General features: G+C 65.8%; 7 protein-coding genes and 3 rRNA genes. 9 read left to right on the top strand and 1 reads right to left on the bottom strand.

The window, feature by feature from the left end; translation table 11 throughout:
• Window positions 1-402: 402 nt before the first annotated feature.
• The 9 genes from FHX53_RS06275 to recN all read left to right on the top strand — a co-directional run bounded on the left by FHX53_RS06275 (window position 403) and on the right by recN (window position 12,499).
• Window positions 403-1,923, top strand: a 16S ribosomal RNA gene (locus tag FHX53_RS06275).
• A 520-nt stretch (window positions 1,924-2,443) separates the two neighbouring features.
• Window positions 2,444-5,577, top strand: a 23S ribosomal RNA gene (locus FHX53_RS06280).
• Between the two features lie 129 nt (window positions 5,578-5,706).
• Window positions 5,707-5,823, top strand: a 5S ribosomal RNA gene (rrf, locus tag FHX53_RS06285).
• Together the 16S, 23S and 5S rRNA genes form the textbook arrangement of a ribosomal RNA operon.
• Before the next feature lie 985 nt (window positions 5,824-6,808).
• Complete coding sequence (locus FHX53_RS06290) at window positions 6,809-7,669, top strand: hypothetical protein (RefSeq protein ID WP_182490479.1); 861 nt, start codon at window positions 6,809-6,811, stop codon at window positions 7,667-7,669.
• Window positions 7,659-8,687, top strand: coding sequence for an HAD-IIA family hydrolase (locus FHX53_RS06295; protein ID WP_182490480.1), 1,029 nt, complete (start codon window positions 7,659-7,661; stop codon window positions 8,685-8,687). Before FHX53_RS06290 ends, FHX53_RS06295 begins: the two co-directional genes overlap by 11 nt.
• A 16-nt stretch (window positions 8,688-8,703) precedes the next feature.
• Complete coding sequence (locus tag FHX53_RS06300; protein ID WP_182490620.1) at window positions 8,704-8,922, top strand: hypothetical protein; 219 nt, start codon at window positions 8,704-8,706, stop codon at window positions 8,920-8,922.
• A gap of 20 nt (window positions 8,923-8,942) precedes the next feature.
• A complete protein-coding gene (locus FHX53_RS06305) occupies window positions 8,943-9,791 on the top strand; it encodes an SAM-dependent methyltransferase (RefSeq protein WP_182490481.1) in 849 nt (282 codons plus the stop codon).
• Between the two features lie 12 nt (window positions 9,792-9,803).
• A complete protein-coding gene (locus tag FHX53_RS06310; protein WP_182490482.1) occupies window positions 9,804-10,802 on the top strand; it encodes an NAD kinase in 999 nt (332 codons plus the stop codon).
• A complete protein-coding gene (gene recN, locus FHX53_RS06315) occupies window positions 10,799-12,499 on the top strand; it encodes a DNA repair protein RecN (protein ID WP_182490483.1) in 1,701 nt (566 codons plus the stop codon). Before FHX53_RS06310 ends, recN begins: the two co-directional genes overlap by 4 nt.
• A gap of 38 nt (window positions 12,500-12,537) precedes the next feature.
• Here the strand turns inward: recN and FHX53_RS06320 are convergent, their stop codons facing one another.
• Complete coding sequence (locus tag FHX53_RS06320) at window positions 12,538-13,434, bottom strand: hypothetical protein (RefSeq protein WP_182490484.1); 897 nt, start codon at window positions 13,432-13,434, stop codon at window positions 12,538-12,540.
• Window positions 13,435-13,497: the final 63 nt, after the last annotated feature.

Consider the following 13,497-nt stretch of genomic DNA (forward strand, 5'->3'; position numbering starts at 1 on the left):
CATCCTCCCGATCGTCGCGACTTGTCGCGAGCCGGTTCGGGGCGTAGGATGGCGAGTCCAGCCCAGGCAGGATCCGACGCCGTCGCCCGCGGTTCACCGCGGACGCCGACTTGCGTCGCGACACCGGGCCGGATAAGTTAGGACAGTTGCCCTGAAACAAGCGCCGAGAGGCGTGCGGTCAGGTGCGCCCGATCCTTGAGAACTCAACAGCGTGCACTAAGTCAATGCCAAATTATCCTCGTCGGTCGACATCGTCGGCCGGTTGAGATTCCTTTGGATTGAAACGAATGTCAGTAGATATTCGAACTTCAGTCAGACAAACTCGCGGCAGCTCATCACTTCGGTGGCGGTTGTCGCAACTAGATGTGTCGCTCGGCCTTCGGGTCGTTCGGCTATCAAACATTTACGGAGAGTTTGATCCTGGCTCAGGACGAACGCTGGCGGCGTGCTTAACACATGCAAGTCGAACGATGAAGCTGGAGCTTGCTCTGGTGGATTAGTGGCGAACGGGTGAGTAACACGTGAGTAACCTGCCCTTGACTCTGGGATAAGCGTTGGAAACGACGTCTAATACCGGATACGAGCTTCAGCCGCATGGCTAGGAGTTGGAAAGAATTTTGGTCAAGGATGGACTCGCGGCCTATCAGCTTGTTGGTGAGGTAATGGCTCACCAAGGCGACGACGGGTAGCCGGCCTGAGAGGGTGACCGGCCACACTGGGACTGAGACACGGCCCAGACTCCTACGGGAGGCAGCAGTGGGGAATATTGCACAATGGGCGCAAGCCTGATGCAGCAACGCCGCGTGAGGGACGACGGCCTTCGGGTTGTAAACCTCTTTTAGCAGGGAAGAAGCGCAAGTGACGGTACCTGCAGAAAAAGCACCGGCTAACTACGTGCCAGCAGCCGCGGTAATACGTAGGGTGCAAGCGTTGTCCGGAATTATTGGGCGTAAAGAGCTCGTAGGCGGTTTGTCGCGTCTGCTGTGAAAACGCGAGGCTCAACCTCGCGCCTGCAGTGGGTACGGGCAGACTAGAGTGCGGTAGGGGAGATTGGAATTCCTGGTGTAGCGGTGGAATGCGCAGATATCAGGAGGAACACCGATGGCGAAGGCAGATCTCTGGGCCGTAACTGACGCTGAGGAGCGAAAGCGTGGGGAGCGAACAGGATTAGATACCCTGGTAGTCCACGCCGTAAACGTTGGGAACTAGATGTAGGGACCATTCCACGGTTTCTGTGTCGCAGCTAACGCATTAAGTTCCCCGCCTGGGGAGTACGGTCGCAAGACTAAAACTCAAAGGAATTGACGGGGGCCCGCACAAGCGGCGGAGCATGCGGATTAATTCGATGCAACGCGAAGAACCTTACCAAGGCTTGACATATAGAGGAAACGTGCAGAAATGTACGCCCCGCAAGGTCTCTATACAGGTGGTGCATGGTTGTCGTCAGCTCGTGTCGTGAGATGTTGGGTTAAGTCCCGCAACGAGCGCAACCCTCGTCCTATGTTGCCAGCACGTTATGGTGGGAACTCATGGGAGACTGCCGGGGTCAACTCGGAGGAAGGTGGGGATGACGTCAAATCATCATGCCCCTTATGTCTTGGGCTTCACGCATGCTACAATGGCCGGTACAAAGGGCTGCGATACCGTAAGGTGGAGCGAATCCCAAAAAGCCGGTCTCAGTTCGGATTGAGGTCTGCAACTCGACCTCATGAAGTTGGAGTCGCTAGTAATCGTGGATCAGCAACGCCACGGTGAATACGTTCCCGGGCCTTGTACACACCGCCCGTCAAGTCATGAAAGTCGGTAACACCCGAAGCCAGTGGCCCAACCGCAAGGAGGGAGCTGTCGAAGGTGGGATCGGTGATTAGGACTAAGTCGTAACAAGGTAGCCGTACCGGAAGGTGCGGCTGGATCACCTCCTTTCTAAGGAGCATCTGCTGCGCGAGCCTCGGTTCGCTGCGGCCAGAACCCGCATCGCAGGCGTACGTTCTGCGGCGGGAGCTCATGGGTGGAACATTGACTTGGGTGTCGGGCGTTCATCGTCTGCTCAGTACGACCTCTCTTGAGGGGTCTGGAACGGCGGTCGGCGGTTCTCCTGGCACATGCACGCTGTTGGGTCCTGAGGGACCGGGCACCGCGAACGCTCGCGGGCAGTGGGGCTTACGGGCCGAAGCTGCCAGGTGGCGGGGGCGGGGAGCTGGTTTCTCGGACTTCCGAGCTGCGACGCTGATGCGTCAGGGCAGGGAGTGCCGACCGTACGTTGAGAACTACACAGTGGACGCGAGCATCTTAGAAACATCGATTCGTGCTGGGTTAAACCACGCAGGGTTGGTGATTTCTGAAGATCACCAGATCGAGAGATCTGGATAGATCATTGGTCTGCGCAGCGAGGCATCCTCTCGAGGGTGCTGTTCGGCGCACGATCGATTCAACATACTCATGTAGTCAAGTTTCTAAGAGCAAACGGTGGATGCCTTGGCATCTGGAGCCGAAGAAGGACGTAGCAATCTGCGATAAGCCTCGGGGAGCTGATAAGCGAGCCGTGATCCGAGGATGTCCGAATGGGGAAACCCCGCTGGGCGGCGTGCCGACCTAGTGACTCCCGCCTGAATATATAGGGCGGGTAGAGGGAACGTGGGGAAGTGAAACATCTCAGTACCCACAGGAAGAGAAAACAACAGTGATTCCGTCAGTAGTGGCGAGCGAACGCGGAAGAGGCTAAACCGATCATGTGTGATAGCCGGCAGGTGTTGCATGGTCGGGGTTGTGGGACTTTCCAGGGGATCTGCCGATCTCCAAGGGTTACAGCGCGATATAGACGAATGGTTCTTGAAAGGCCAGTCATAGAGGGTGCCAACCCCGTAGTCGAAATGTCGTAATGGCCCGGAGAGTATCCCAAGTAGCACGGGGCCCGAGAAATCCCGTGTGAATCTGTCAGGACCACCTGATAAGCCTAAATACTCCCAGATGACCGATAGCGGACAAGTACCGTGAGGGAAAGGTGAAAAGTACCCCGGGAGGGGAGTGAAATAGTACCTGAAACCGTTTGCTTACAATCCGTCGGAGCCGCCCTAGCAGCGGTGACGGCGTGCCTTTTGAAGAATGAGCCTGCGAGTTAGTGATATGTGGCGAGGTTAACCCGTGTGGGGTAGCCGTAGCGAAAGCGAGTCTGAATAGGGCGATTCAGTCGCATGTCCTAGACCCGAAGCGAAGTGATCTATCCATGGCCAGGTTGAAGCGACGGTAAGACGTCGTGGAGGACCGAACCCACTTAGGTTGAAAACTGAGGGGATGAGCTGTGGATAGGGGTGAAAGGCCAATCAAACTTCGTGATAGCTGGTTCTCTCCGAAATGCATTTAGGTGCAGCGTTGCGTGTTTCTTGCCGGAGGTAGAGCTACTGGATGGCCGATGGGCCCCAAAAGGTTACTGACGTCAGCCAAACTCCGAATGCCGGTAAGTGAGAGCGCAGCAGTGAGACAGTGGGGGATAAGCTTCATTGTCGAGAGGGAAACAACCCAGACTACCGACTAAGGTCCCTAAGCGTGTGCTAAGTGGGAAAGGATGTGGAGTTGCACAGACAACCAGGAGGTTGGCTTAGAAGCAGCCACCCTTGAAAGAGTGCGTAATAGCTCACTGGTCAAGTGATTCCGCGCCGACAATGTAACGGGGCTCAAGCACACCACCGAAGTCGTAGGATTCGCATATTAGGTAGGCCTTCGTGGTCCAGCCGTGCGGATCGGTAGGAGAGCGTCGTGTGGGCAGTGAAGCGGCGGTGTGAACCAGCCGTGGAGGCCACACGAGTGAGAATGCAGGCATGAGTAGCGAAAGACGGGTGAGAAACCCGTCCTCCGAAAGACCAAGGGTTCCAGGGCCAGGTTAATCCGCCCTGGGTAAGTCGGGACCTAAGGCGAGGCCGACAGGCGTAGTCGATGGACAACGGGTTGATATTCCCGTACTGACGAAGAACCGCCCAAGTCAATCCAGTAATGCTAAGTGTCCGAATCCCTCTGACTGAGCCCTTCGGGGTGAGGCGTTGGGGCTAGCACACGACCCTATGCTGGTGCGGCTAGCGTATTAACAGGTGTGACGCAGGAAGGTAGCTGAGCCGGGCGATGGTAGTCCCGGTGTAAGGACGTAGGGCGAGGGATAGGCAAATCCGTTCCTCACATAGCCTGAGATCCGATGCGTACCCCTCACGGGGGAAATCAGTGATCCTATGCTGCCGAGAAAAGCATCGACGCGAGGTTCTAGTCACCCGTACCCCAAACCGACTCAGGTGGTCAGGTAGAGAATACCAAGGAGATCGAGAGAATCGTGGTTAAGGAACTCGGCAAAATGCCCCCGTAACTTCGGGAGAAGGGGGGCCGGATTCGTGAAGGGACGTTCTCTTTCGAGGGAACATGGCTCCTGGAGCGTTGAAGGCCGCAGAGACCAGTGGGAAGCGACTGTTTACTAAAAACACAGGTCCGTGCCAAGTCGCAAGACGATGTATACGGACTGACGCCTGCCCGGTGCTGGAAGGTTAAGAGGAGTGGTTAGCGCAAGCGAAGCTACGAATTTAAGCCCCAGTAAACGGCGGTGGTAACTATAACCATCCTAAGGTAGCGAAATTCCTTGTCGGGTAAGTTCCGACCTGCACGAATGGCGTAACGACTTCCCAGCTGTCTCAACCGCGAACTCGGCGAAATTGCACTACGAGTAAAGATGCTCGTTACGCGCAGCAGGACGGAAAGACCCCGTGACCTTTACTACAGCTTGGTATTGGTGTTCGGTGTGGCTTGTGTAGGATAGGTGGGAGACTGTGAAGCTGGCACGCTAGTGTCGGTGGAGTCGTTGTTGAAATACCACTCTGGTCACTCTGGATGTCTAACTTAGAACCGTAATCCGGTTCAGGGACAGTGCCTGGTGGGTAGTTTAACTGGGGCGGTTGCCTCCCAAAAAGTAACGGAGGCGCCCAAAGGTTCCCTCAACCTGGTTGGCAATCAGGTGTCGAGTGTAAGTGCACAAGGGAGCTTGACTGTGAGACTGACAGGTCGAGCAGGGACGAAAGTCGGGACTAGTGATCCGGCAGTGGCTTGTGGAAGCGCTGTCGCTCAACGGATAAAAGGTACCTCGGGGATAACAGGCTGATCTTGCCCAAGAGTCCATATCGACGGCATGGTTTGGCACCTCGATGTCGGCTCGTCGCATCCTGGGGCTGGAGTAGGTCCCAAGGGTTGGGCTGTTCGCCCATTAAAGCGGTACGCGAGCTGGGTTTAGAACGTCGTGAGACAGTTCGGTCCCTATCCGCTGCGCGCGTAGGAAGTTTGAGAGGATCTGACCCTAGTACGAGAGGACCGGGTTGGACGAACCTCTGGTGTGTCAGTTGTTCCGCCAGGAGCACCGCTGATTAGCTACGTTCGGGATGGATAACCGCTGAAAGCATCTAAGCGGGAAGCCGGCCTCAAGATGAGACTTCCATACCCTTCGGGGTGAGAGGCTCCCAGCCAGATTACTGGGTTGATAGGCAGGATGTGGAAGAGGGGACTAAAGACCCTTGCAGCTGACCTGTACTAATAAGCCGATGACTTGACAACACCCCACCCTTGTGGTGGGGGGAGTATGCGCTTGCGTCCACTTTGTGGTTCCTGATTGACGGTCGGGAATCGCGCACAGAAACACTTCTAGTGAGTTCTGTCCGTAAACGATTGATAAATCAATAGTGTTTCGGCGGCCATAGCGAAGGGGAAACGCCCGGTTACATTCCGAACCCGGAAGCTAAGACCTTCTGCGCCGATGGTACTGCGAGGGTGACCTCGTGGGAGAGTAGGACACCGCCGGACTTCTTTGTGAAATGGCCACCCATCACTGGGTGGCCATTTCGCGTTAACGCAGCGTCGTGCCGACGCGCATCGAGACAACACCACAGGAGTCACCATGGCCGAGCGCCCCGATCGACCCGAGCGCGACCGCGATCGACCCCGCCGAGACGATCGGCCGTCGACCGGGAGCGGCCGTGGCGGCGCCGGCGGCGCGCCCCGGAGCGGTGCGACGGGCGGACCTCGCGGCGGTGCGGCCGGCACCGGCAGCTCGGGCGGCGGCGCTCGCTCGGGTGCCGGCGCGTCACGCCCCCCTCGGGAGGGCGACGCGCCCCGCGGAGATCGCCCGTGGAAGCGTGATGGCGAGGCCCCGCGTCGCGACCACCCGTGGAAGCGCGATGGCGAGGCGCCGCGTGGTGCTCGTCCGGATCGCACCGAGCGTTCCCGTCGGGAGGGCGACGCGCCTCGCAGTGACCGTCCGTGGAAGAAGGACGGCGCCTCGAGCGGAGATCGCCCGTGGAAGCGTGATGGTGAGGCGCCGCGTCGGGACCAGCCGTGGAAGCGCGATGGCGAGGCGCCGCGTGGTGCTCGTCCGAATCGCACCGATCGGCCCCGCCGTGACGGCGACGCGCCTCGGAGTGATCGTCCGTGGAAGAAGGACGGCGCCTCGAGCGGAGATCGCCCGTGGAAGCGTGATGGTGAGGCGCCGCGTCGGGACCAGCCGTGGAAGCGCGATGACGAGGCCCCGCGCGGGGCTCGTCCGGATCGCTCCGATCGTCCGCGCCGCGATGGAGAGGCACCCCGAGGCGACCGGCCGTGGAAGAAGGACGGCCCGTCGAGTGGGGATCGTCCCTGGAAGAAGGACGGCGCCCCGAGCGGGGACCGCCCCTGGAAGCGCGACGGCGATGCGCCGCGATACGACCGGCCGCGGCGCGATGACGCGCCGCGGGGCGCGCGGCCCGAGCGCAGCGACCGTCCGGCTCGGAGCGCGGGGGCGCGCCAGGAGGGCGTGCGGACGCGCCGCACGGACGAGGAGGAGGCTCCTCGTCACATCGACCCGAGCATCCCCGAGGTCGTCACGGGGCGCGAGCTCGACAAGAGCGCCCGCTTCGAGCTCAAGACGCTCAGCAAGGAGAATGCCGACCGCGTCGCGCAGCACCTCGTGATGGCGGCGACCCTCATCGAGGAGGACGCGGCGCTCGCGCACGAGCACGCTCTCGCCGCGGGCCGTCGGGCGGGCCGCGTCGCGGTCGTGCGCGAAACCCTCGCGATAACGGCGTACGCAACGGGCGATTTCGCGCTCGCGCTGCGCGAGCTGCGCACCTATCGCCGGCTTTCCGGGTCGAACGAGCAGCTTCCGCTCATGGTCGACTGCGAGCGGGGCCTCGGCCGCCCCGAGAAGGGTCTCGAGCTCGGGCGGTCCGTCGACCGATCGACGCTCAGCATCCCCACCAGAGTCGAGCTCGCGATCGCGATGTCGGGCGCGCGCCTCGATCTCGGTCAGAACGAGCTCGCGCTCACCGAGCTCGAGATCCCGCAGCTCGACCCGATGACCGCCTACAGCTACAGCCCGGCGCTCTTCGACGCGTACGCGGTGGTGCTCGCCGAGCTCGGGCGCGATGAGGAGGCAGCGACGTGGGCCGCCCGTGCCGACGTCGCCGCGCAGGCGATCGGCGACGCCGAGGGCGACGTCGACGAGATCATGGAGATCGTCGAGGAGGAGCTCGAGGAGCTTGAGGGTGAACCGGCACCCGAGCCCACCGTTGAGCGGGTCGCGGAGCGAGCAGCCGAGGCCGTCGACGCGACGCACGAGGAGGACGACGACCGCACTGAGGCGGGCGAGGTCGAGGAGGGCGAGGATGCTCGGTAGGTTCCGCAAGGCGGCCCCGACGCCGCTGACCGACCGGGATGCCCTGCTCTTCGACCTCGATGGCGTCGTCTACACCGGCCCCGGCGCCATCCCGCACGCAGTCGAGTCGATCAATCGTGCGGCCGAGCAGCTGCGGGTCGGCTACATCACGAACAACGCCTCGCGCACCGACGAGTCGGTCGCCGAGCACCTCCGCGAGCTGGGCCTGCACGTCACGGCGCCGGACGTCGTGACGAGCCCGCAGGCCGCGGTCCGCGTGCTCGCGACGCTCGTCGAGCCAGGGTCGCGCATCCTCGTCGTCGGGGGCGACGGCCTCGTGAGCGAGGTCGAGAACGCGGGGTTCGTGGTGACGCGATCGGCCGAGGACGACCCGGCCGCGGTCATCCAGGGCTTCGCGCCGCACGTCGGATGGGAGCACCTCGCGGAGGCGAGCTTCGCCCTGCACACCGGGATCCCGTGGGTCGCGACCAACACCGACTGGACGATCCCCGTCGCCCGCGGCATCGCGCCCGGCAACGGCACGCTCGTCTCGGCCGTGCACCTCGCCGTCGGACGCCTGCCCGTGTTCGCGGGCAAGCCTGAGAAGGCGATCTTCGACGTCGCCGCCGAGCGGTTCGGGGCATCCCGCGCCCTCGTCGTCGGCGACCGCCTCGACACCGACATCCTCGGAGGCAACCGGGCCGGCATGGCCACCGCGCTCGTGCTCACCGGCATCGATCGCGCGAAGCAGGTGCTCGCGGCGAACGCGACGATGCGGCCGACGTACATCCTCGACGACCTGCGCGGGCTCTTCGAGCCGTACCCGGAGGTGCGCGAGACGACCGATTCCGACGGCGTGCGCACGATCGAGGTCGGTGAGACGGTCGTGATGATGCGCGAGAACGTCGTGCGCGTCGCCTCGCGCGGGCGCGACGACCTCGATCTGCTGCGGGCGGGCGCGGCCGCGATCCACGGCAGCGGGCTGCAGATCTACGGGGTCGACGTCGATCCGGCGCTGCTCGCCCTCGCCGGCGGCTGAGGCGTAGTCTCGAGCCATGAGCGACGACGGCGATCTCACTCCGACCGGCGACAGCCCGATCACGACGCCCCACGTCGTGCACGCGACCCAGGTCGACGACGCGTTCCTCACGCGCATCGCGCTCATCGAGGACCAGCCGCTCGGCGACCGGGCGACGGCGTTCCGGCAGCTGACCGACGAGCTGTACGCGCACCTGGACGGCACCGACGGCGACGCCCACCGGCCGGGCGCCTGACCGCCGCGTCTGAGCTCGTCGTGACGGATCCGTTCGACCCCGAGTCGGCCGCGCCCGGTGCCCCCGTGCGGCTCGATGCTGCGCTCGTGGCGCGCGGACTGGCTCGCAGCCGCGCCACGGCCCGCGCCGCGATCGAGTCGGGGCGCGTCCGCGTCGACGGCGGCGCGGTCGTCAAGGCCGCGCATCCCGTGATCGCCTCGTCGGTCATCGTCGTCGAGGGCGAGGACCACCACGTGAGCCGCGCGGCCCACAAGCTCATCGCCGCGCTCGACTCCAGCGGCATCGATCCGGCCAGGATGCTCTGCCTCGACCTCGGCGCCAGCACGGGCGGATTCACCCAGGTGCTGCTCGAGCGCGGCGCGCGGAAGGTCATCGCGCTCGACGTCGGGCACGGACAGCTCGCTCCGAGCATCGCCCTCGACCCCCGCGTCGTGGTCGTCGAGGGCGAGAATGCGCGGCATCTGACTGCCGAGCGGCTCGCCGAGGTGAGCGGGGTCACTGAGCGTCCGGAGCTCGTCGTGGGCGACCTGAGCTTCATCTCGCTCGCGCACATCCTGCCCGCGATCGTCGAGACGGTCGGCACCGGAAGCCCGATCATCCTGCTCGTGAAGCCGCAGTTCGAGGTGGGTCGCACGGGGATCCGCGAGGGCATCGTGCACGAGTCGGCGCTGCGGGAGGACGCGATCATGGGCGTCCTGTGGGCGGCGTTCGACCTCGGGCTGCTCGCGAGCGACGTCCGCTCCTCGCCGATCGCGGGGACGAACGGCAATTCCGAGTATCTGGCCGTCTTCCGGCCGGGCGCTGGGGAGCATCCGACAGAATGGAGGAGCCGCGTCGCTTCGATCGCGCGAGCGGCGCCCGACCCGTGAGGAAGGCTCCCCGTGACCGCTCGCCACATCCTCGTCGTCGCCCATACGGGGCGGCGCGAGACGCTCGACGCGGCTGTCGCGGTGTGCGGGCTCCTGCGTGACGCAGGCGTCGTCCCCGTTGTCGACCCCGAGGCGCTCAACGATCTGCGGGGGGCGACGGGCGGCCACGAGTTCCGTGTGCTCGGCACCGACCCCGCTGCGGGCGAGATCGGCGTGGGCGACATCGAGCTCGCGATCGTGCTCGGCGGCGACGGCACCATCCTGCGTGCGGCCGAGCTCGTGCGCGGGGGCAGCGCTCCGCTCCTCGGCATCAACCTCGGCCACGTCGGCTTCCTCGCCGAGAGCGAGCGCGACGACCTCGGCTCCGCCGTCGGCCGGGCCCTCGATCGCGACTACCTCGTCGAGGAGCGCATGACGCTCTCGGTGCGGGTGAAGCTCGACAACGAGATCATCCACGAGACGTGGGCCCTCAACGAGGCGACCGTCGAGAAGGCGAGCCGTGAGCGCATGCTCGACGTCGTCGTCGAGGTCGACGGCCGCCCCCTGTCGAGCTTCGGCTGCGACGGCGTCGTCATGGCCACGCCGACCGGCTCGACCGCCTACGCGTTCTCGGCCGGCGGCCCGATCGTGTGGCCGAGCCTCGACGCGCTGCTGCTCGTGCCGCTCAGCGCGCACGCGCTCTTCGCCCGCCCGCTCGTCGTCGGACCCAACTCCTCTCTCGCCGTCGAACTGCTCGACCGAACTCCCGGGCTCGGCATCCTGTGGTGCGACGGGCGCCGCGCCTTCGACCTGCCGATCGGCGCGCGCGTCGTCGCTCGCCGATCGTCCACCCCTGTGCGCCTTGCGCGCCTGCACCAGGGGCCGTTCACCGACCGGCTCGTGAGAAAGTTCGCGCTGCCGGTCACCGGTTGGCGCGGGCCGATCGATCCGCCGACCGACGCCGCTCCCGCGACCGGAGCGATCGCGCTTCCGCGACCGGGCGCCACGGCGGGGGGAGGCGCGGGGGCGTGATCGACGAGATCAGCATCCGCAGTCTCGGCGTCATCGATGAGGCCACGCTGCCGCTCGGGCCGGGTTTCACGGCGCTCACGGGCGAGACGGGCGCCGGAAAGACGATGGTCGTCACCGCTCTCGGGCTGCTTCTGGGCTCGCGCGCCGACTCCGGCGCCGTCCGCCTCGGCAGCGACCAGGCACTCATCGAGGGCCGCTGGCGCGTCGACCCCGATGGCGCCGTCGCCGAGCGCGTGCGGGATGCCGGAGGCGACATCGACGGCGATGAACTGATCCTGAGCCGCTCGCTCTCGATCGAGGGCCGCAGCCGCGCGGTGGTCGGCGGCCGCTCCGCCCCCGTCGGGGTGCTCACCGAGATCGGCGAGCAGCTCGTCGTCGTCCACGGCCAGAGCGATCAGCTGCGCCTGCGCTCGACCGCGGCGCAGCGCGACACGCTCGACCGCTTCGCGGGCGCCGAGCTGCAGACGGTGCTCGGCGACTACCGCGAGGTGCACGAGCGCTGGCTCGAGGCGCGCGCCGACCTCGACACGCTCGTCGCCCACCGCGAGGCGCGCGTGCGGGAGGCGGAGGAGCTGCGTCTCGCTCTCGACGAGATCGAGGCGGCGGTGCCCCAGCGCGGGGAGGACGACGAGCTCGCCGCGCGCGCCGATCGGCTCGCGAACGTCGAAGACCTCCGACTCGCGGCGGCTCAGGCTCACGAGCTGCTGTCGAGCGAGTCGCTCGACGACGGCCGCGATGCCGTGACCCTCGTCGAGGCCGCGCGTCGCGCCGTCGACCGGGTCGCTGCACACGACGCCCAGCTCGAGCCCATCGTCGAGGCGATCGCCAACGCCGGCTACGTGCTCGGCGAGACCGCCGTCCAGCTCTCCGGCTACCTCGCCTCGCTCGACACCGACGGCGGCCGCGAGCTCGAGGTCGTGCAGGAGCGCCGCGCCGAGCTCTCCGCACTCGTCCGCAAGCACGGGTCGAGCCTGGACGACGTGATCGACACTCTCGAGCAGGGCTCGGCTCGACTGCTCGAGCTCGACCAGGACGACCTGCGGGTCGAGCGCCTGCGCGCGAGCGTCGACGCCGACCTCTCAGCGCTCACCGCGCTCGCCGAACGGCTCACGGAGCTGCGGAGAGCGGCGGCCGAGCGACTGGGCGACGCCGTCACGGCCGAACTCGCCGCGCTCGCGATGCCGAACGCGCGCCTCACGGTCGAGGTGACGACGCGCGACGACTTCGCCGGGCACGGTCGCGATGACGTCGTCATCCTGCTGCGGCCCCACGCGGGCGCCGAGCCCCGGCCGATCGCGAAGGGCGCGAGCGGCGGCGAGCTGTCGCGCGTCATGCTCGCCCTCGAGGTCGTCATCGCCGGAATCGACCCCGTGCCGACGCTCATCTTCGACGAGGTCGACGCGGGCGTCGGCGGCGCGAGCGCGATCGAGATCGGCCGGCGGCTCGCGCGCCTCGCCGAGACCGCGCAGGTCATCGTCGTCACCCACCTCGCGCAGGTCGCCGCGTTCGCGACGAACCACCTGCGGGTGATCAAGGGCGACGACGGCGAGGTGACCGCGTCGAGCGTGCAGCAGCTCGAGGGGGAGGAGCGCATCGCCGAGATGGCGCGCCTGCTCAGTGGGCTCCCCGACAGCGAGAGCGGACTCGCCCACGCGCGCGAGCTCATCGACGTCGCTCAGGAGCGCGCCAGGGCTTAGCGCCCCGCGCGCCCGCAGGCGTCGGGTCGGGGTTGCGCTCAGTCCAGGCGCTCGACCGGCACCGTGACGACCTCGCCGCCGCCGACCGAGCGCTCGATCGTCACGCGCGCCGACGCGATCACGTCAGGGTCGAACCCATCGACCGGCGGCAGGCGGCTCGTCGTCGGCGCGATGTCGGCCGTGCACGCACCCGCGGGCCGTTCGCGCACGGTGATCGCCAGCACGTCGCCCTCCACCGCTGCGGCGATCGGCAGGAGCGGGCAGCTCGAGCTGCCGTAGGTCACGAGCGTGACCGGCTCACCGGGGCCGCGGGCGAGAACCCGCGGTGCGAACTGCTCGTACGCCGGCGGAGGCATCGGCATACCGTATGCCAACCCAGACTCGAACGACTCGGCGATCGACTGGAACCAGCCGCCGACGAGATCGACCGTCCACTCCGTCTGCGACACCTCGCCGCCGACGTGCGCGAAAGCGTTCTCGACGAGCACGACCTCGGCCGTCTCGAGCTGACCGACGAGGCCGTCGGGCACGGCGAGCTCGTGAGCGCGGGGCGAGAGGTCGTCGGTGCAGCCCTCGGCGGGAGCCTGCTCGAAGCGCACGGCGACCGTGAACGCGTCGACCTCCTCGACCTCGGTCGCGTCGAAGACGCACGACCCGCTGCCCCACGTGACGAGCCAGAACCGGTCGCCCTCCTGGGCGAGCCAGCCGACGGGCGGCGTCGGGTAGGTGTCGATGAGCGGGGGCGGGCCGGGGGCCTTCGCCTCGGGCCACCCCTGCTGCGCGGAGAGAGCGACGGATTCGGGCTTCGCACCCGGAGTCGCGCATCCGCCCACCGACGCGACGAGCACGACGGAGACCGCGATGGCGAGCGCGCGACCGACGCCATCCCGCGTACGGCGGGAAAGCGACGGCATCCGAGGAGTTCTCGCGCTCATGCCTCGACGGTACGCTCACGGCGTGCGCGCGTCGAGGTGCGGCCGGTCACGATTCGGATAGCA

The sequence above is a fragment of the Microcella alkalica genome (assembly GCF_014137945.1).
In the GTDB taxonomy this organism is placed as follows: Bacteria; Actinomycetota; Actinomycetes; order Actinomycetales; family Microbacteriaceae; genus Microcella; species Microcella alkalica.